Here is a 22,267-nt window from a genome sequence, read left to right as displayed (position 1 = left end):
ATGGTTAGAAAAATTGGTATTTTAACTTCTGGTGGGGACTCACCCGGAATGAATAGTGCTTTAAAAGCGGTTGCCAAAGCTGCAATTAGCTATAATATTGAGCCTTATTTCATTTTTAACGGGTACAGTGGGATTATTAATAAAAATATTAAGTCAGCAAAAGAATTTGGTTATGACACCATTGGATCATTAGGTGGAACAGTGATTGGTTCTACTCGTTTTGTGGAATTTCGCGAGCTTGAAGTACAAAAAAAAGCAAAAGAAATTCTTGATGAGTTAGGAATTGAATCTTTAGTTGTCATTGGTGGTGATGGAACATACAAAGGTGGCTATAAATTACATAAACTAGGGGTTAAAGTTATTGGTTTACCAGGAACTATTGACAATGATATTCAATTTACAGATTACACAATTGGTTTTGACACTGCACTAAATACAATTGTAGAATCTATTGATAAATTAAGAGATACAGCAGCTTCTCATAAAAGAGTTTTTTTGGTAGAAGTTATGGGTCGACATTGTCAGGATTTAGCTCTTTATTCTGGAATTGCAACTGGTTCTGAAATTATTATTACAAATACTTTTAGACCTTCAGATGAAGAAATAGTAGAAATTGTTAAACAACAATTTGCAAAAGGTAAATCTAATGTCATTATTAATGTAAGTGAATATGTAATTGATGATTTAAAAGCACTAGCCAAATATATTGAAAGCTCAACAGGTTTTGTTACTAAACATGTTGAGTTAGCACACTTGCAAAGAGGAGGAAGGCCATCAGCTTTTGAACGTATCCTTGCTGCTCAAATGGGTGTATATGCAGTTGAGTTAATAGTTAATGGTGAATCTGGTTTTGCAGTTGGCCACTTAAATGGTAAAATAGAAAAGGTTCCACTCAAAGAAGTTTTTACAACTAAAAATGCAAATAGCAGTTTTCTAGTAGAAAAATATAATAAAATTAATCAAACATAACAAAAAGGATTTAAAATGCGTAAAATTAGAAGATTAGAAATGGCTAAAAAAAGAGAAGCTAGAAGATTAAAAACTTCTAAAGCTGCTAAAAAAGCTAATGCAAAATTGCTTCAAATGCAAAGCATTTCCAAATAACAATTCTATTTGAGGGTACTTATCTAAACTTTTTGATGAGTGCTTTTTATTTAAAATTTATAGTTTGAGTCATCAAAGTCAAAATAAATAATTAGAAATCTAGTAACTGGAAGTTTATAAAGACTTTTTATTAATAATTTTTAGGTTGTATAAAAAGTTGCTGTACTTTATTTGATGATTTTTACTTTGCAATCTTAGTTAGTATGCCCAAAAATAACTAATTAAAAGGATTATGATGGAGAAAAGTTTAAAACCAAAAATTCGTTTTAGAAACCATTTTGGTCTTTGAAGACATAGGAAATTATTTGAAATTGGCACAATAATAGCTGGCAATACACCTTCGACTAAAATTGCTGAATACTATGCCAAAAAAGGCTTGATGTGAGTTAACATTTTAGATATTAAAAGTGATATCACAATAGATACTCAGAAAAAACTTTCAACAAAAGGAGTAGCAGTTGCAAAGGTGGTGCCAGCAAATTCTATTTTGTGTAGTGTTGTTGCCATTTTGGGTAGAAATACTTTAATTTTAGAAAAAAGCGCACTAAATCAAGCACTTACAGCGCTGACCCCAAGCAAATTTTATGATCCTTATTTTTTATATATAGACAGTTTTAATTGAACAAAATCTATGCAAAATTTAGGTGCAGGCTCCTTATTTCAAATAGTAAATAAAACTGATTTTTCCAACATTACAACACTAGTTCCTGATTTGGAAGAACAGCAACTTATTGGTAACTTTTTTCGAAAATTAAATAGGATTTTAAACACTTATCAAGCAAAAATTACTAAGCTGGAATCAATCAAAAATATTTTGTTAAACAAAATGTTTGTCCAACCAACCAACCAACCACTAATTCGCTTTAAAGATTACAACTCTTTGTGAAAAATAAACATTTTAGCAGAATTAGCTAGTATCAAAAAAGGTGAGCAAGTCAATCGAAATGATTTTGTAAAAAATGGAAAATATCCTGTTTGAAATGGTGGTATTGAACCTTCAGGTTATTACAACAAGTTTAATACCGAAGAAAATACAATTTTAATTGCAGAGGGTGGCTCAACTGGTTTTGTTAATTTTAGTAAGCAAAAATTTTGATCTGGTGGTCACAATTATACGTTGCAAAATGTTAAATTAGATACTTATTTTTTGTTTTATAATTTAAAAAATCAGCAAGATTTTATAACTTCCTTAAAACTTGGAACAGCACTAACTAACCTTCAAAAACATCGACTTTCTAGAGTATTTATAAGCTTTTCTAGAGACTTTGAAGAACAACAAAAAATAGCCAAATTATTTAAAAACATCGACAATTTGCTAAATTTATATGAATTAAAATTGCAAAAAATTGAAATTATTAAAACATCATTGCTAGATAAAATGTTTATAATATATTAATATTTATCATTTTTAATTAACAAAATATAATAAATAATTTGTAGTAACTCTTAGAAAAAAAATTAAAATATAGCAAAAAATGGTAAAATTTTATAAATAAAAATATTTATAACTTTAAAAATCGTTTTGGTTTATAAATTTTCGCAAAATAAAATAAGAAAGGAGTTATTTATGAAATTGATAAATTTTTTTAATTTATTTAGTTCTGTAATAAAAGAAAAAGCTAAAAAATTTGTTAATTTATTTAATACTAATAAAAATAGCTCCATTAAAACAAATTTATTAATTAAACAATTTATATCTCATTTAGTTTTATTTCATTTAAAATGAATTTATTTTACCAATAAATTTTTAGTTAATACAAGTTTTTTAAAACATAATTCATATCTTTATTTTCAATATAATTACATTCAATTCTAACGTTAAAATTATTAATTTTTACTTTTTAAAAAATAAATTTTATCTTTAGAATTTTATGTAATTTTTTTGTTTATCAAACAAAAAAGATAAGGAGAAAATATGGCTAAAAAAGCTTTTATTTTTAATAATTCATTAAAATCATTTACCGTTTCAACTATTGTGGGAATTACATCACTAACACTTGCAGCTTGTTCTCCTGAATTAGCTAAAAATCCACTTCAATCTACTAACCACAATCTTGCAAAATCCAAAAGAAAAACAACACTTTTATCCAAAGTTAAATATTTAGCAATTGGTGATTCTGTAACCGCTGGTTTCAACTTTGATTATTTTTTAGATCTTCGTGGGAAATTAGAAAGTGGTAAAATTAGCGGGCTTTCATACCCAGCGTTTTTTGCTCACTTTTTACAACAAGTAAATCCTAATTCTTTAGTTTCCTTTGACAATTTAGCTCTTTCAGGTACAACAATTGAAGATTGATTGTATCTTTTAGATGCAAGTAATCCAAAATATGCAAGTTTAGATAAATCATTTTTTAAATTTAATACTAATTTAAATCAGGTTACTAATTCACCTTTTGGACAACAAATTAGTGATACCTTTGGCGACTTTAGTGCTACTAGTTACCCTAAATTTATTGCAAAAATCAAAGATGCTAATTTGCTAACTTTAACCTTGGGAGCAAACGATTTTATTCAAAGTCTTGATTTTAGTTTGCTTTCAAAAACACTAGGGGCAAGCCAAGCAGAAAAACAACAACTTGGTAAATTGTTTGTCAAAAATATCGAGCTTTCGCTCATCAAAATCAAAGATAATCTAGCACAATTAGTTGGTAAATTATTAGAAATTAATCCTAATTTACACATTAATTTACTTGGTTATAATCATTTAGGAAGCACAACTGTTAAATTTTTAGAGCATCTTTTAGTTAATGAATTAGCACTGGAAGACAATTTTAGCTCAAAAACAATTGATCAACTAAATCAAATTATTCAAGAAACCGCTCTAAATTATGGATTAAATTATGTCAATGTTTTCAATGATGAGCTTTGATTAGATGCAAAAAATAGCTTTGCCAAAAATGAGTTTGATATTCACCCTTCAACTAAAGGTTACAAAAAAATGGCACAAGATCTTTTGTTAAAATTAGCTCTTGATCAAGATAATTTAGGACAAAAAACTTTCAAAGACATTTTGCCAACTTGAAACAGCAAGTACATCAATAAAGATCTAGATAGCTATTCTCGTGATTTAAATGTTGCAACAAATGAACAACTTTTGGCATTTTTAACCAACCAACAAAAGAATGATTTTGTAGCTAAAAACTCAAAATATGAACAAGAAAATGAGAAAAACTTGCAACCTTTTGCAGCTTCTAATAAAGATGCCATTCTCTCATTTGTTGACAATGGAAATTTCTTATTACAACGTTTTGTAAGCATTTTAGGTCAAAACAAGCAAATTAATGAAATTTTAAAGCAATTAATTACTAATTTTTTCAAAAAAGAAAATCATGGTAATACCAATTTTGTAGAATTTCTAAAAACATTTGTTAACTCAAATTTTTTTAGCAAATCTTTATCAAATATTGCTACTTATATAAAAAAAGTTGTTGACAATCAAGACTGAAGTGAGGCAACTATTTCCAAGTTGTTATCATATATTCAAGAAAATTTACTCACTGAAGAAAATCTAGTTGAGGCTTATAAAGAATTTATTAAAAGTGATGTTATTCAAAAAAATGAAACAGAAGTGAGATCAATTTTATTTGCTAGCTTATTTGGTCAAAGTGCTATCCAAGATCTCTTAATCGATAATCTTTTTAACCTCGAAGATCAAGACAAATCTAAACTATCAGTAATTTTTAATTTCCCTTCACTACGTAAATTTGTCAATGAAGTTTTTACAGAATTTATTCTTAATTATCAAAAATACAACGATGCTAGCACTTTCGGTGAGATTATTTCAATTTTTTTAAGCCGCGAAGACAATCAACGCAATGTTATTAATTTTACCCAAAATTTCGCCTCTGAAGCCCTAAGACAGCCAATTTTTACCTCATTTTTAGTCGAGGGAATCAACAAAAGATTAGAACTTAATTTATCAACTGAAGATAAAAAGTTAGCTTCTGATTTTCTTTTTGGAATTTCTGATACACTGGTGCGTAGTCAAACAATTAGTCAATTTATTCGCTCCGCGAGCATCTCCCTTGCTAATAGGTTAAAAACTATCAAGTTTGATAAGCAAAACATTGCTGCTTTTAGTAAAATTTTTATAACTAAATTTGAAGAATCATTTAAAACTTTCTTTAGTGAAAAAGATCATATTTTCCTTGTAATTCAAGATTTATTAGATTTAAACTTGGATGAAAATCAAGTAAATATTATTGAAAATCTTATTCAAAAAGGTTATCCTTTATTAAAAACTATTGATTTTAACTCAATTATTTCAGGTAACCAAGATCTAGAAAATTACCAACCAATTTTTGAAGCTGCAAAAGAATTTTTAACAAAAGAAGACTATAAAAATATAGACTTTTTGGTTAAAAATATTCTCAATGATTTTTTTATAACTCATAAAAATGAGTACCAAGCTTCTCACAATATTGATAGTTTTCTTTTTGAATTATTAGGCTACAATGTTGAAAAATTTAAATCACTTTTGTATGATTTTATATCTACTAATGGGCGCAATGAACAAGTCTTGTCAGCAATTGGTAAAATTATTGCAAGTTTTTTCAAAAATAATAATTTATCAGATAGATCTATTACAACAACTTCTAAAATTATAAGAGAAATTCTTCAAGATTTTGCAACCAAGTGAGTCGCAGAAACTAATAAATCATCAACAAAAGCACAAGAAATATTAAAAGGTAATATTTTAGCAACTTTTATTGAAAAAAGTGCTCAAGCTCTAAAAGAATTTGTTGCCAACAATGCCCAAATTTTAAAACAAGAATACCAAAATTACCAACAAGCATTAAAGGATAACAATTCTACCGCAGCACAACAAGCTCAGCAAAAATGAGTTACTGCTAAAAATGAATTAAGCTTTAGTGCTTTTCAAAAAGCATATAAAACTAACTTATTAACGTTAGATAATGCATACCAATTCTTAAAAGATTTTACAACCGTTTTTCAAACTATTGATCAAAAAGATAAAGCTGAACCTAATGAATTAAAAAATGTAAGTATTGCTGATTTGAGCTTATTATTACAAGATATATTAAAATCACCTTCTATTGCTAACAAAATAATTTCAGCACTTAATTTAGATAAATTATTTAAAAATCCAACCACTAAAGAATATATCAAACAACTATATAGCAAATTTATCAATGCACCAGAAACAAAAATACTATTAGAAGGTTTTTTACTTTATATATTTAATTCTGAAAACCAAGCCAAAGCTAATTCATTGCTTGAATTGTTTGCAAACTTTCTAAAACAACACCATAATTTAGTTGTTGATGCTTTAACTATCTTTGCAGACAAAGAAAATGCTAAAGATACTATTAAGTCAATTTTAAAAGAATTACTTGATTCTGCAGGTATTAAACTGGATGATCAACATTTTACAAGCTTATTTGAAATAGCAAAAAAATTAATTAGTAAATCTGCAGATGTTGCTAAAAAACAACAAAATGGCCTTTTTGTTAATTTGGATAACCAAGAAGAACATCAAACTAATAGTAAAATAAGAAGTCTTATTGAAGAAAAAGTTCAACAAACTACGGATCAAATAAAAGTAGATAATGGAAGACCACTAACTATTACCAGTTTAATAAACGTTTTGTCTCAGTTTTTATCTAACTCATTTGACTTAAAATCAGTAGAAGTTAATAAAGCAATTGATGGATTAGTAGGTAATTTAATTTACGATATCGCTGAGTTGTATTATAAAGATAAAAGCACAGAAGGTAAAACAACAGAAGGTAAAACAACAGAAAATGATAAAATTGCTAATCTTATAATTGCAATTTTAAATAGTGATTTTATTAAAAATAAAATAAAAGAAGATCTAAAAACAACAAATCTCTCAGAATTTAGTAGTGAAATAGTTGACTTATTTTCAAAACTTATTTCAAGTGACAATACTAAAACTTTTGTAAACCAGATTTTCGTTGCAATTAGTAAACAAAATAAAGAATTTAATTCTTCAGCATTATCAATTCTTAAAAAAATAAAAAAAGATGCTACCTTTAAAAAGAATTTAGGGGATTTTATTGGTAATATTTCAACTGTTGAATTACTATCTCAGACTTTATCAAAAATTTTAAATAGAGTTTTACAATTAGATTCAACTGGTCAACAAGGTGATCAAGCAATTACCAAAGAAGAAGTGTCCTCAGTTGTTAAATGGATAAAAGAAATTTTACTAGATAATGTTAAAGAAGGACAAAATAATAAACATTCTTATGAAGACAAAAACAGTGTAATTTCAAAATTACTAGATATTTTAGCTAAATTTTTAGATTCTTCTATAAATAAAAACGATTTTAATGTATCAAGTTTAAAAAATGAGCTTTTAAATGAAGAATTTATTGTAGATTTTATTAAACAACTAGCAGCAACATACAACTTAATTAAGGAAGATGATAAAACTAATATTACTCAGTTTTTTGCTAAATTATTAGGATCTAAAGTCATCTCTAGTTTGATAAATAACCTTGATTTTAGTGCAATTAATACTGAAATTGGTGTTGACGGTGCTGATGAACATGTCAAAAAATTTATTGCTAATCTCATTAAGCAACCCGGACACGCAAGATTTTTGTTTGATTTATTAGAAACAATTTCGAAAAAAATTACTGATTTAAAAGGTGAAAAAACCTTCCCTACTTTACTTAAAAAATTGACTGAATCTAATGGTGAAGGTCAAAAACTTAAAACTTCATTTAAACAATACTTGTGAGAAATCATACAATTTGGAATTAATGATGAAAATTTAGTAAAGGTTATCGGTCCATTAATTGCTAAAGCTTTGAACTTGCAAAAAGATGGTCAAAATTATGAAAAAATCACTAATTTTCTCAAAGAACTAATTAATTTAGGTCCAGAAGGAAAAATTTTTAGTTCTTTATTTGACAAACTAGTTGATGAATTTTTAAAGTTAAACAAAATTGATAACGATAGTTTAACAAAACTGTTTAAATCTTTAAATTTTAGTAGCATATTCCAGGATGTAACATTCCTAGGTGTTCTAAATAGTTTAGTTTCTGAAAAAAAACAAGCTGATGTAGAAATTGCACTTACTCAAAAGGAGCAAAAACAAAGAAGAGTAGCCAGATCACTCCCTGAAACAATTACACCGCCATCAACCATTTCTGTTGAAACATTTTCTCAATTTTTTGACACTATTTTTAGTCAATCAAGCAAGTGAAATAGTAATTCAAAAGATTCAAATGAAGCTTCACCTATTTTAAAAGAATTAAATAACATAAAATATGAAGGTATCAGTTTTTCAGATATTTTTGGTTCATCACAAGCAAGTGGTGCGCAATCTTCACTTGAAGCTATTTCTCAATTAGCTGCCAAACTTTTTAAATCTAAATCAGGTACTATTACTAAAGATAACTATCATCAATCAGAAGAAGGACGCAACATTTATCGTTTAGTCTTTGTAGCTTTATTCTATGGTTATGAATCTAAATTAAAGGATTCATATTTGAGAAGTAGTGGTTTTTACGGTGGATGATTATCTAGTAAAACTTTGAGTGAGCAGGTGCGGAATGCTTTTCATGCAGCAATTAAAAGTGATACCAATGCAGAAAAATTTAAGAGCTTAATTAATGGTTTAATTGGCGATCCAGTGAAAGAACAAGGTTGGTTCCGTAACACTTATTATGGATCATCTGATTTTAAAACCACCGATATGATAACCATGATTTATTATAATAAAGATAAATTATCTTCAAATTATACCTATAAAACTCAAGCAGAAACTGATAAATTAACAACACTAAAAGATTTAATTTTAGAACTTATTCGCCGTGGTGATCACAAGTGGCCTGAAAATAGCAAAAAATAAAAAAACCTATAAAAATAAAGGATTAAATCAGGATTTCCTGTTTTAATCTCTTTTTATTTTTTGTATACTATATAATATTTAAATAATAAAAGGAGCAATTATGAAATCAGCTACTAATTTTTTTACTATGTCTTCGGAAATGAGACTGGCATATCGCCTATTAAAACAAATTAATAACAAAAGAGCATATTATGCAGCAATGAGTGATGATCAATTAGCAAATCAAACTTATGAACTAAAATTACGACTTTCTCGAGGTGAAAAACATGAAGACATTCGAGTTGATGCTTTTGCTGTTGCCAGAGAAGCTACTAAACGGGTTTTAAACAAATATCCTTATGATGTGCAAATTTTAGGTGGTTTGATTTTAGACATGGGTTCAGTAGCTGAGATGAAAACCGGTGAAGGAAAAACAATTGCTGCCATTGCTCCAGTTTATTTAAACGCTCTAAAAGGTGAAGGTGTAATTGTCTCAACTGTTAATGAATATCTAGCCGAACGTGATGCTGCTGACAATGGAAAAGTGTTTAATTTTCTTGGTTTATCAGTCGGCGTTAACCGCGCGGGTATGGATAGTCGAACTAAAAAAATTATGTATTCAGCTGATATTACTTACTCAATTCACTCCGAGCTTGGCTTTGATTATTTAAGAGACAATATGGTCTTTAATAAAGAAGAAAAAGTGCAACGTAGTCTCAATTTTTGTTTACTAGATGAAATTGATTCTATCTTAATTGATGAGGCCAAAACCCCTTTAATTATTTCTGGTGGTCAACAATTAAATCCTGGAGATTATTATTCAGCCAACCAATTTGTACAAACACTAGTTGATGATGATTTCTATGTTGACGAAGAGACCAAAGGTATTAAATTAAATGATCAAGGAATTGATAAAGCCAATGCTTTTTTTAAAACCAAGAACTTATATGAAATTGGCAATTCTGAACTAGTCCACCGGATTCAAAATGCTTTGCGTGCTAACAAAGTTATGAAAAAAGATGTTGAATACATCGTTTTAGATGACAAAATTGAATTAGTTGACCAATTTACTGGTCGAATTATGCAAGGTAGATCTTATTCTGAAGGTCTTCAGCAAGCTTTGCAAGCTAAGGAAAATCTCGAAATTGAACCAGAAACTAAAACACTAGCTACTATTACTTACCAAAATTTTTTCCGTCTTTTTAAAAAATTATCAGGTATGACAGGAACTGCTAAAACTGAAGAACAAGAATTCATCGATGTTTATAATATGCGTGTTAATGTCATCCCTACTAATAAGCCAATAGCCCGCCTTGATGATAGTGATCTCATTTTTGGCACATTGCATGCCAAAAATCAAGCAATTATTGCCGAAGTTGAACGCGTTCATAAAAAAGGACAACCCATTTTAATTGGAACTTCACAGGTTGCCGACTCAGAAACCTTGTCTGATATGCTGCGTGAAAGAGGCCTATCGCATACAGTTTTAAACGCAAAACAAAATGAATACGAAGCTGAAATTATCTCCAAAGCTGGGGTTAAAAACGCCATTACTATTGCTACTAACATGGCAGGTAGAGGAACTGATATTAAACTAGATTCAGAGGTAATTGACCTTGGTGGACTCTATATTTTAGGAACTGATAAAGCTGAATCAAGACGAATTGACAACCAACTTCGGGGGCGTTCTGGCCGTCAAGGCGACATTGGTTATTCAAGGTTTTATATTTCCATTGAAGATCCCTTATTACGTCGTTTTTCTAATTTTGAACAAATTCAGCAAGTTTATGGTAGTGACAAATCGCTTGAGCCAATCAAAGGTAAATTTATTAAAAAAACCTTAATTAATGCACAAAAAAAGATTGAAGGTTTCAACTTTGACATGCGTAAAAGTGTGCTCAGTTATGACGATGTTATCAGACAACAAAGAGATCTAATTTATACACAGAGAAATATTTTGCTCGAATCTGATAATTTTGACCATTATATCAAAAGAATGATTATCAGAACTGTCGATATTATTTTAGGTTTTGACTTTATAAGCCTACCTAATCAAGAAATTCACTATACTAATTTGGTAAACTATTTAAACGATAATTTATCAAGAATTACACATTATGATTTTAGCGAGCTCAAATTGTACAACTATCCTTATGATGAAGTAGCAAAAGTGATTATTGAACAACTAGAGACTATTTATTTTGAGCAATTACAGCCACAATTAAAAGAAAATCTTGGTGAGACATACTATGAAAATGAACGCTATATCATTTTAAGCTCACTTGATCATTATTGACAAAGTCACATCGATACCATTGACAAATTAAGATCATCTGCTAATTTAGTTCAGTATTCACAGAAAAATCCTTATCAAATATTTATAGAAGAGTCTACTAAAAAATTCAATATTTTAATATCTGAGAGTGCCAACCAAGCAATAGTTTCTTTATTTAATAACGAGAATGCTCGTAAAATTGTTTACAATGAATATACGCTATCTAATGGCCAAATTCTCAGTTTTGCTGAGGATACCCCTATTGAGTTGATTGAACAAATAATTAAAAATAATGAAGAGCGTATTGAACACGAAAAACAATTAGCTATATATAATTCTGATGAATTTATTTATAAACAGTTAGAAGATTTAAACATTAAATTAGTGCAAGATGATTTAGAATCTGATTTTCAAATATTTGCTTTATCTAGTGGTAAGCAAATTCAGATTAAAAGATCATTTAGTTTAACAGATAAGCGCACTATTTTAGTTTCAATGAATGAAGATGAGCTAAAAAATCAATTAGAAAATGACAATCAAAACTCCTCTTTAGATTCTCAACAGCTATCATCTGAGCTTAGTCAGCCAGAAGACTTGAGTAATCAAAATAGTTTTACAGAAAAATCTGTCTATGAAATTGAACAAGAAAATTTAGCCAATTTTGCAAACCCGAATTTTTCAGAAGTTAATGAAAATAATTTGCAAGCTCCAGTTGAACAAAATTTTGATGACGAAATCGAGACTTTTTTCAATCAAAATGAAAAGGAAAAACAGCAAAATAGCTATAAAAATATAGACAATTTGTCTGATTTAGACAATAGAGATATTTTTTAATTATTCATACATGAGAAAAGCAAAATTTTACTTTAATCTTTCTTTTTTAACATCAATTGTTGTCTTTTTAATTGCAATTTTGGAATCTAGTATTTTTTATCTGAGTTTAAAAAAGTTAGAATACCATATTTTCATTATTCAAACAATGGTAAGCGCGCTTTTTATTCTCTTTTTGTTAATTGCTATTACAATTGATAAGTTATTTCCTGTTTACTGAAGAACTAGCTTTTGAAATGACAAGCGCTTTGCCAATGATGTTTGCAAAATTCAGGCTAATTTTTCTAAAAAGAGTTTTTTAGCCTTTGTTATACTTACTCTTTTGATCATTGGTATTAGTTTTTATACCGCTTTTATCAGGCATAATTATAATCTTAATTTTAGCCAGATAATTGCACTTTGTCTTCTTTTTTGAACAACTTTTTTCGCTTTAAAAAATTTTTGTAAAAAAATAAATATCAAAGATTAAAAAACAAGTAAAATTATTTTTAATTAACAAAACAAACTAAAGGAGAAAAAATGACACCACATATTAGTGCCTCTAAAAATGAAATTGCACCATTGGTTTTAATGCCAGGTGACCCATTACGAGCTAAATTTATTGCAGATAATTTCTTAGAAAATGCAAAATTAGTATCAAGTGTTCGAAATATGTTTATTTACACTGGTAGTTACAAAGGAAGAGAAGTTACCATTGCAGCATCTGGAATGGGTAGCGGTTCAATTGGAATCTATGCTTATGAATTATTTAAGTTTTATGATGTTGAAAAAATTATCAGACTAGGATCTGCTGGTTCTTATACATCAAAACTTAATGTCAATGATCTAATTATTGCTAAAAGTGCATATGCTGATTCTTGTTCGTTTGCTAAGTTAATTAGTGGTAAACCACTTCATAATGCATATGCTGACAAAGATATTATCGTTGATATTTTAGCCTCTGCGCAAAAACAAGGAATAAAAATCACTTTAGAAAATGTTCACTCAACAGATGTTTTCTATTCAATTAGAGATTTATCAAAAACAATTGAAATTACAAAAGCAAGCGCTGTTGAAATGGAATCCTATGCTTTATTTACTGTAGCAAATGCTCTTAATAAAAAAGCAGGTTCAATTCTAACTATCTCAGACAGTTTGATAACAGGTGATTCACTACCTTCAAGCCAACGTGAACAAGGTTTTCGAACAATGATTAAATTAGCACTGGAAATCAATTAGTATGAACGTTTTAGATCTAATAGATAAAAAAGTTAATAAAGAAAAACTTAATCAACAAGAGTATGATTTTCTTATTAGTCAATACTTAGAGGGTAAAATTGCTGATTATCAAATGTCTTCTTTATTGATGGCTATTTTGTTAAATGGTATGTCAGATGAAGAAATTTTTTATCTTACTAAAACTTTCATTGATTCAGGACTAACAATTGATTTATCAGAAGTTGAAGGTATTAAAATTGACAAGCATTCAACAGGGGGAGTTGGCGATACTGTTTCGATGATTATTGCCCCAATTTTTGCCGCCCTTGGTTATAAAGTTTCCAAAATGTCAGGTCGTGGACTAGCACACACTGGCGGTACACTTGATAAACTAGAATCTATTGATGGTCTTTCAACATCACTGACTGACACAGATTTTGTTGAACAAGTTAAAAAAGATGGTATTGCTATTATTTCGCAAAGTGAATCTTTAGTTCCTGCAGATAAAAAAATCTATGCCTTGCGTGATGTAACAGGCACTGTTGGTTCAATTCCCTTAATTGCTGTTTCAATTATGTCTAAAAAAATAGCAACAGGTAGCGATGTAATTATTTTAGATGTTAAATGTGGCAATGGCGCTTTCATGAAAACACTAAAAGATGCCAAATTACTAGGTCAAAAAATGCTTGCTATCGGGAAGTATTTTGGTAAAAAAACTATTGTTCAAATTACTAATATGTCTGTGCCGCTAGGAAGAATGATAGGTAATAAAAACGAGGTTTTAGAAGCTATTTCAGTTCTTTCAGGAGAAACTTCACCGATTTTATCACAGCTATGCTTTGGTATTGTTGAAAAAACTTTAATTGAGGTAGCAGGTATTAGTGCAACAAAAGCAAAAGCAGAAATTAAATCTGTTATTAAATCAGGAAAAGCACTTGAATACTTTAAGAAAATGATTGCATCTCAAGGTGGAGATATTAAAAAAATTGAGTCTTCTGAATTTTGAACCCCTACCCACTATTATGATGTAAAATCTACTCAAAGTGGTTATGTTAAATGAGAATCAGCGCTTGCTTTTGGAAAATTATCCTCACTTTTAGGAGCTGGCAGAATGACAAAAGAAGACAAAATTGACAATGAAGCTGGTATTGAATTGAAAGTTGAAAATGGCGAATATGTTCAAGAAGATCAAACACTTTTTACCCTATATTCTTCCCAAGCAATTGATGTTAATAAATATAAAGATTTAATTTCTGAGACTTACTCTATTGTTCCTCAACCACATAAAACTAAAGTATTTTTAGCAAGAGTTGAATAATATAAAATATTTAAAAAATCTTTAAATGCCCTTTATTTTAAAGATTTTTTAATATTTGCATTAAAAATAATAAAAACCATTTAAAATTTAAAATAAAAGATATTATTTAGATTATATTTGTTGATTAAATAAGATGGAAATCAACAAATACTCAAGATGTAAGAAAGTTTTGCGAAGATAAAAAAATATTTACTTTTTTCTATCTAATAAAAAAGAAAATATTTACTTATTTGCTTCAAAAAAGTCTTTTTTTAGTAAAATATATACAAATTTTATAATGAATGGGAGGAAAAATATGTCAATAATTGATCTAATTGAAAAGAAAGTAAATAAAAATTCATTAACCCAAGAAGAGTATGATTTTGTTGTACAAAATTTTATATCTGGGGAGATTAAAGACTACCAAATGTCTTCTTTTTTAATGGCTATCAAACTTCAAGGCATGAGTGATCAAGAACTTTTTTATTGAACAAATTCCTTCATAAATTCAGGTGAAATTCTTGATTTGTCAGCAATTGAAGGTATTAAAATTGATAAACATTCAACAGGTGGGGTAGGGGATAAAATTTCATTAATTCTTTGCCCCATTTTAGCCGCTATGGGTTATAAAATTCCCAAAATGTCAGGTCGAGGTTTAGGACACACAGGTGGAACTATTGATAAATTAGAATCCATTCCCGGCCTAAATACAGATTTAAGTATTTCTCAATTTATTAATCAAACTAAACAAATTGGTTATTCTGCTATTTCGCAAAGTGGATCTTTAGTTCCAGCTGACAAAAAAATCTATGCCTTGCGTGATGTAACAGGAACAGTAAATTCAATTCCTTTGATAGCATCATCAATTATGTCTAAAAAAATAGCTGTTGGCGCAGATGTCATTTTAATTGATGTAAAGTGTGGCAATGGTGCTTTTATGACTAATTTAAGGGATGCCAAATTACTTGCACAGAAATTAATTTCAATTGGAGAACACTTTGGTAAACGAACAATTGTCGAAATTACCAATATGTCAGTTCCACTAGGAAAAATGATTGGTAACAAAAATGAAGTTTTAGAAGCCGTTGATGTTTTATCAGGAAAAGGTTCTACCTCACTTACTAAATTTATATATAAATTGGTAGAAAATTTTCTTGTAAACGTGATTAAAAAGAGCCCAAGTGTTGCAAGAAGAGAAATTAAAGATGTAATTGAGAGTAAAAAAGCACTTAATAAATTTTTTGCAATGGTCAAAAGTCAAGGTGGAAATGTTGATTTAATTCAAGCTGATTCCTTTTGAAAACCAAAATATTCATATGATGTTAAATCTGAAAAATCTGGTTACATTAAATGAGAATCAGCACTTGCTTTTGGAAAAATATCTTTACTTTTAGGAGCAGGACGCCTTAAAAAAGAAGACAAAATTGACAATGAAGCTGGTATTGAATTAAAAGTTGAAAATGGCGACTATGTTGGTACAAACCAAACACTTTTTACCCTTTATTCTTCTAAACCAATTGATCGACGAAGCATGAAAAATCTTATCGAACAAGCATATACAATTTTGGAAAAACAACACCAAACAAAAATGTTTTTAACAAGGATGACTAATGAATTTTAGAAAATTAATCGACCACACTATGCTTCGTCCAGAGGCTACATCCAAGGACATCGAAGCTTTAGTTGCTCAAGCAAAAGAACACCAATTTGGCGCAATTTGTCTAAATTCTAGTTGAATTAAATATGCCAAAGAACTCATAGGTGATGATCCAATTGATATTGTAGCTGTTGTTGGTTTTCCTTTGGGTGCCAATATTACACAAAATAAAGTTCATGAAGCCGAACTTGCAATCAAACATGGCGCATCTGAAATTGACATGGTTATAAATATTGGCAAATTCAAAGAAAAAAATTATGAATATATAACTAATGAAATCCAGCAAATTAAAAAAGCAATTGGCAATCATGTTTTGAAAGTAATTGTTGAAACTGCGCTTTTAATTACTCAAGAAATTGCAAAAGCAACCGAAATTGTTGTCAAGGCCAAAGCTGATTTTATTAAAACATCAACAGGATTTTCTTATCGCGGAGCTAGTTTTGAAGATGTCAAAATTATGGCTGAAGTTGCCCAAGGTAAAATCGCCATCAAGGCGGCTGGGGGAATAAAATCAATTTCTGATTTAGAAGAATTCTACCGTCTTGGTGCAACTCGTTTTGGTACTTCATCATCGCTTGCTGTTTTTGGTTTAACTAAAACCAAAAAAGGAGATTCTTACTAACATGATTACAAAACTTGATCACCCTTTAATTGATATAAAAGTTTCTCAACTAAGAAATCGGGATACCCAATTTAGTGATTTTCGTAGAGCTATGTATCAGCTATCTGCATTAATGGTTTATCCAATTATGCAAAATTATCAAGTTAAAAAAGAAGTCCAAATTAGTGCCACCGGAGCACAATTTGATGCCAGTTTAAAAGAAAATGAAATTTTATTGGTACCAATTTTACGTGCTGGACTTGGAATGTTAGAAGCATTTTTAGATTTAATACCTTTTGCTCAAGTTGCCCATATTGGCTTATCTCGGAATGAAAATTTAGAAATTCAAGAATATTTTTATAAAGTACCAAATGTTTCTAAAAATGCCAAAGTTATAATTTTAGATCCCATGTTAGCTACTGGACATTCGCTCAAAGTTGCAATTGACAGATTAAAAAATGATGGTTTTTCCAATATAAGTGCCGCTAGTATCATCGCTGTGCAAGAAGGTGTAGATTACATTGAAAAATATCACAAAGATGTACAAATTTATACAGCAAATTTTGATCATCACCTTAATGAAAAAAGTTATATTATTCCTGGATTAGGTGATGCTGGTGATCGCCTTTTTGGAGAAAAAAATTCTCACTAATTTTCAAAATGAAATCTCTTTATTATAAAAATAATCTAACATTTAAGCTTTCAATTACAGGTATTTTATTATCTATTTCCTTATTAGCACTTTATTTTTCTCATACTTTATTAAATTGACCTATTTTTACACTTGGTTTAAAAGTGGATTTATCTACTTTATTTATTCTACCCATTTTTATGGTAAGTGGTATTTATTTTGGAATCCTTGCTTTAATTATCAGGTTTGTTTTAGGTCCTTTTATAATATTTCAAGGAATTGAGTCTACTAGTCTTCAAGCACAATATTTTTCTCATTTTATTTTTCTGTTATCATCGATAATTTTTTTATTTACTTTTACTTTTTTAGATTGAATAGCCAATAAAAAAGATCTTCAAGCTAAAAAAAATAAAAAGAAATTATTTTTGCATTTGTTAATATCAGTTTTAACAACCACATTTTTAATGTCAATTCTTAATGGTTTTTGAATTACCCCTACTTATTTTTATATTTTTCGACTCACTGAAAGTTCTAGCTATTTTGCTACTCTTAACAAGTGAAGTCAAATAGCAGACAATTTTGGTGCGAAAAACTTTGATTACTGAGGTTTTATAGCACTAGCTTATATTCCATTTAATCTTTTAAATTTTGCAATAACATCACTTCTTTCTATACCTCTTTATTTTGTTATTACTAATTTTTTTAAGAAAAATGGAAAATAATAGTCTTTTTTTATTATTTTTCTACTTTTAAATAATTTTTACTGATTCAAACTAATTTAAGGTGTAATTATAAATATTTTTTTATATTAATTATTACGCTTGTTTTGGTATAATTTTATATTTGCAACACAAAACTAGGAGGCATTTTATGATTTATCGATTCATCCCTATTAACAATAATATTTTCTTTTCACATTTAACAAAATCACAAAAAGTATCAATTGAAGATCGCAGCTCACTTGAGACATTGATGGCTATTTTTCACAATAGTCCAACAAAACCTACTCTTAAAGATAAAGAGTTAGTTTTTGCTTATTTCCAATCATGAGCTGATTTTCCTTTAGTAGATGTCGATGATTTAAGAGAATTTGCTACACTAGTTAAAATTAAAAGTTTTAAAATTATCCAAAATCCTGGTGATGATAGTTGAAAAAGAGTTGATTTGACTTTCGATGCTGTATCTAAAGTCAAAATCGTTGCTGTTAACAAAGATATTAATTTAACTCGTTTTATTGAAGTAGAAGTTAAAAAAACTCGTGAAACAGTTGAAGAAGAAATAATAAGTAGTAAAGTTTTAAATCAAATGCTTGATTTTATGTCAAAAACAACTTCAAGTCATTCAACCATTGATCAAATTGGCGAAATAATTAATAATTTTAAAGAAATTATGGATCTTCCAGATTGGAAACCTACCGAATATGTCAAAAAAATGGTCAACACAGTAGCAACAAATACAATATTGGATGTTAATGAAAAATATAAAATTTTTGCCCTTAGCTCATATTCAGAAAAGATTAAAAATATCTTTAAAGTATTGCGTGTTATAGGTAAATCACAACAATTAGAAGATGAGATTAATTTAATTTTAAAAACCAATCTTGATCGTCAACAAACAGAATTTTTACTACGTGAAAAAATTAAAGCTATTCGCAAAAAACTTGGTGAAGATAATAAATATGAAGACCGAATTGATGAATTTGTCAATTCTGATCTTGCTAAAAAACAGCTTCCAAAAGAAGTCATTGAAGTTATTAAAAGAGAATCTGCTAAACTAAAAGGAATGATGGCTACCTCACCAGAGAGTAACATTTCGAAAAACTATTTAGATTTAATTTTTCAACTTCCTTGACGTCATATTTCTCAAGATAAACTGGATTTAAAACAAGCAGAACAAGTTTTAGAACAACACCATTTTGGTTTAACTGAAATTAAAAAGCGAATTATTGAATATCTTGCTGCTTTGATTCATCGTCGTAATTCGCAAGAAGGTATTTTAAAATCTCAAATTGAAGTAATTGCAAAAAAAATAATTGACCATTCTCTCTTTGCTGAAAATCAACAAACAAACAAAATTGGTAAAACTTTTTCAATGCCAATTTTAACTTTAGTTGGTCCTCCAGGAACAGGAAAAACTTCTATTGTGCGTTCAATAGCTGATGCTATTGGTAAAAAATTTGTTAAAATTTCTCTCGGAGGTGTCAAAGACGAATCTGAAATTCGTGGACACCGCCGCACTTATATAGGTGCTATGCCAGGAAAAATAATTCAAGCTATTAGAAAATCAGGTGTTTCCAACCCTTTAATTTTATTAGATGAAATTGATAAAATGGGTGGGCCAGATTTTCGCGGTGATCCTTCTGCTGCAATGTTGGAAGTGCTCGATCCTGAACAAAATCGTTATTTTCAAGATCACTATCTAGAACTTGAATATGATTTATCCAAAGTTATGTTTGTAGCAACTGCTAACGACATTGGCGATATTCCTGAACCACTTATGGACAGGGTAGAAATTATTGAGCTATCTTCTTATACATTTTTAGAAAAAATTGAGATTGCTAAAAATTATTTAATTCCTGAAATTTTAAAAGAAAATTCTCTAGATGAAAAATATTTTCAAATAGATGATGAAACCATTGATTTTATTATTAAATCCTATACTTTAGAAGCTGGTGTTCGTGGTCTCAAGCGACTATTTGATAAACTAGCTCGCAAAATTATTGTTATGCTTTTAGATAAAAAAATCAAAACTAATGAATATCTTTTAGACAAGAAAAATGTCAAAAAATTACTAGGAGTTGAAAGAATTGATCCCGATTCTGTTGATAAAAAACCACAAATCGGTGTTGTTAATGGTCTTGGATACTCCCCAGTTGGCGGTTCTACCTTACAAATCGAGGTTACCACAGTTCCAGGTCGTGGCGAACTTAAACTTACAGGTAGTCTTAAAGAAGTTATGCAAGAATCTGCGCGCATCGCACTGACCTATGTCCAATCACGGGCAAAAGATTTAAACATTGATTTTGATTTTGAAAACAATCAAATTCACATTCATGTGCCTGAAGGTGCTGTGCCAAAAGATGGGCCTTCTGCTGGTATAACATTTACTACCGCCATCATTTCAGCTCTTGCTAACAAGGCAGTTCCACAAGATATTGCAATGACAGGTGAGATTACCTTGCGCGGAAAAGTTTTAGCAATTGGTGGTCTGAAGGAAAAATCACTGGGAGCTTATAAAAACGGTATTAAACGAATTTTTATCCCACAAAGCAACGAAAAAAATCTAGTTGATATTCCACAAGAAGTAAAAAAAGCTGTAAAATTTATATCAGTTAAAACATATCAACAAATTTACGATGATCTTTTTAAATAGTTTGATTTTTTGTAATAAAAGTCAAATTTTTTGGTAAAATTTAATAGACTTTATTTATTACTTTTAGTTTAAGTTAGTTGGATGGGAAATAGCTGAAAGACTATTCGTAGGTGGGTTTGAGCGCTTAAACTATTTTAAAAATAAGTATTGAAAGGAATCAATATGGCAAAACAAGATTTTGACCGTAGTAAAGAGCACATCAATATTGGAACCATTGGTCACGTTGACCATGGTAAAACTACTTTGACAGCTGCTATTTCAACAGTATTATCAAAAAAAGGATTAGCAGAAGCTAAAGATTATGCTTCAATCGATGCTGCTCCTGAAGAAAAAGCACGTGGAATTACTATTAACACTGCTCACATCGAATATAGTACAGACAAGAGACACTATGCTCACGTAGATTGCCCAGGGCACGCTGACTACATTAAAAATATGATTACAGGTGCAGCACAAATGGATGGGGCTATCTTAGTTGTTGCAGCTTCTGATGGACCTATGCCACAGACTAGAGAGCACATTTTACTTTCTAAACAAGTTGGTGTTCCAAAAATGGTTGTCTTCTTAAATAAAGTTGACTTACCAGATGTTGATGACGAAATGATTGATTTAGTTGAAGTTGAAATTAGAGAATTATTATCTTCATACGACTTTGACGGTGAAAATACACCAATTATTCGTGGTTCAGCTCGTGGAGCACTTGAAGGTAAACCAGAATGAGAAGCAAAAATCATCGAACTTATGGATGCAGTTGATAATTACATTGACTCACCAGCTCGTGAGATGGACAAACCATTCTTAATGGCAGTTGAAGATGTCTTTACTATTACAGGTAGAGGGACTGTTGCAACCGGTAAGGTTGAAAGAGGACAAGTTAAACTAAACGAAGAAGTTGAAATCGTTGGATATAAACCAGAACCTAAAAAAACTGTTATTACTGGAATTGAAATGTTTAACAAAAATCTTCAATCAGCAATGGCTGGAGACAACGCCGGAGTTCTTTTACGTGGAGTTGATCGTAGCGAAATTGAAAGAGGACAAGTTATTGCAAAACCTAAAACTATTGTTCCTCACACCAAATTTAAAGCTGCAGTTTATGCTTTAACAAAAGACGAAGGTGGACGTCACACACCATTTTTCAAAAACTACAAACCTCAATTTTACTTTAGAACAACTGATGTTACCGGTGGAATTGAATTCGAAGAAGGAAGAGAGATGGTTATTCCAGGTGACAATGTTGACTTAACAGTTGAATTAATTGCACCTATTGCTGTTGAACAAGGTACTAAGTTTTCTATCCGTGAAGGTGGAAGAACTGTTGGTGCTGGAACAGTTACAGAAATTATTAAATAATTAACGACCTAATTATAAAAATTAATCATAAAACCAAAATAGTCTGCCAACTATTTTGGTTTTTTATTTTATCTATATAAAATTTAAAGCGGATTTAATATTTTAGTTATTAAATATTAATAAA

General features: G+C 29.3%; 13 protein-coding genes. All 13 read left to right on the top strand.

The annotated features are described in order from the left end of the window. The 13 genes from pfkA (at position 1) to tuf (ending at position 22,143) form a co-directional block, all read left to right on the top strand. Positions 1–969: a 6-phosphofructokinase gene (gene pfkA / locus MCJ_RS02685; protein WP_012751759.1), complete on the top strand. Its 969-nt coding sequence runs from the start codon at positions 1–3 to the stop codon at positions 967–969. Between the two features lie 367 nt (positions 970–1,336). Next, on the top strand, positions 1,337–2,500 hold the full coding sequence (locus MCJ_RS03540; RefSeq protein WP_012751757.1) for a restriction endonuclease subunit S: 1,164 nt from the start codon (positions 1,337–1,339) through the stop codon (positions 2,498–2,500). A gap of 519 nt (positions 2,501–3,019) precedes the next feature. After that, positions 3,020–8,950 (top strand): SGNH/GDSL hydrolase family protein, encoded by a 5,931-nt coding sequence (locus MCJ_RS02670; protein WP_012751755.1) that lies wholly within the window; start codon positions 3,020–3,022, stop codon positions 8,948–8,950. 100 nt (positions 8,951–9,050) lie between these two features. Next, complete coding sequence (secA, locus tag MCJ_RS02665) at positions 9,051–12,038, top strand: preprotein translocase subunit SecA (RefSeq protein WP_012751754.1); 2,988 nt, start codon at positions 9,051–9,053, stop codon at positions 12,036–12,038. Between the two features lie 10 nt (positions 12,039–12,048). Then, entirely contained in the window at positions 12,049–12,504 is a 456-nt protein-coding gene (locus MCJ_RS02660) for a hypothetical protein (protein ID WP_012751753.1), read from the top strand. 50 nt (positions 12,505–12,554) lie between these two features. Then, entirely contained in the window at positions 12,555–13,253 is a 699-nt protein-coding gene (deoD, locus tag MCJ_RS02655; protein WP_012751752.1) for a purine-nucleoside phosphorylase, read from the top strand. A gap of 1 nt (position 13,254) precedes the next feature. Further along, positions 13,255–14,550, top strand: coding sequence for a thymidine phosphorylase (locus MCJ_RS02650; RefSeq protein WP_012751751.1), 1,296 nt, complete (start codon positions 13,255–13,257; stop codon positions 14,548–14,550). A gap of 295 nt (positions 14,551–14,845) precedes the next feature. Beyond that, on the top strand, positions 14,846–16,150 hold the full coding sequence (locus tag MCJ_RS02645; protein ID WP_012751750.1) for a thymidine phosphorylase: 1,305 nt from the start codon (positions 14,846–14,848) through the stop codon (positions 16,148–16,150). Next, positions 16,140–16,808 (top strand): deoxyribose-phosphate aldolase, encoded by a 669-nt coding sequence (deoC, locus tag MCJ_RS02640; protein ID WP_041594543.1) that lies wholly within the window; start codon positions 16,140–16,142, stop codon positions 16,806–16,808. The genes MCJ_RS02645 and deoC overlap by 11 nt, the downstream gene beginning before the upstream one ends. A gap of 1 nt (position 16,809) precedes the next feature. Then, positions 16,810–17,439: a uracil phosphoribosyltransferase gene (gene upp / locus MCJ_RS02635; RefSeq protein ID WP_041594542.1), complete on the top strand. Its 630-nt coding sequence runs from the start codon at positions 16,810–16,812 to the stop codon at positions 17,437–17,439. An 8-nt stretch (positions 17,440–17,447) separates the two neighbouring features. After that, positions 17,448–18,140, top strand: coding sequence for an MPN527 family putative ECF transporter permease subunit (locus tag MCJ_RS02630; protein WP_012751747.1), 693 nt, complete (start codon positions 17,448–17,450; stop codon positions 18,138–18,140). A 148-nt stretch (positions 18,141–18,288) separates the two neighbouring features. After that, on the top strand, positions 18,289–20,790 hold the full coding sequence (gene lon, locus MCJ_RS02625) for an endopeptidase La (RefSeq protein WP_012751746.1): 2,502 nt from the start codon (positions 18,289–18,291) through the stop codon (positions 20,788–20,790). Between the two features lie 162 nt (positions 20,791–20,952). Further along, complete coding sequence (tuf, locus tag MCJ_RS02620) at positions 20,953–22,143, top strand: elongation factor Tu (RefSeq protein WP_041594541.1); 1,191 nt, start codon at positions 20,953–20,955, stop codon at positions 22,141–22,143. Positions 22,144–22,267: the final 124 nt, after the last annotated feature.

Source organism: Mesomycoplasma conjunctivae, assembly GCF_000026765.1.
GTDB classification, from domain to species: domain Bacteria; phylum Bacillota_I; class Bacilli_A; order Mycoplasmatales; family Metamycoplasmataceae; genus Mesomycoplasma; species Mesomycoplasma conjunctivae.
The sequence above is the reverse complement of the archived record's forward strand: the minus strand, read 5'-3'. Positions and strand labels throughout refer to the sequence as shown.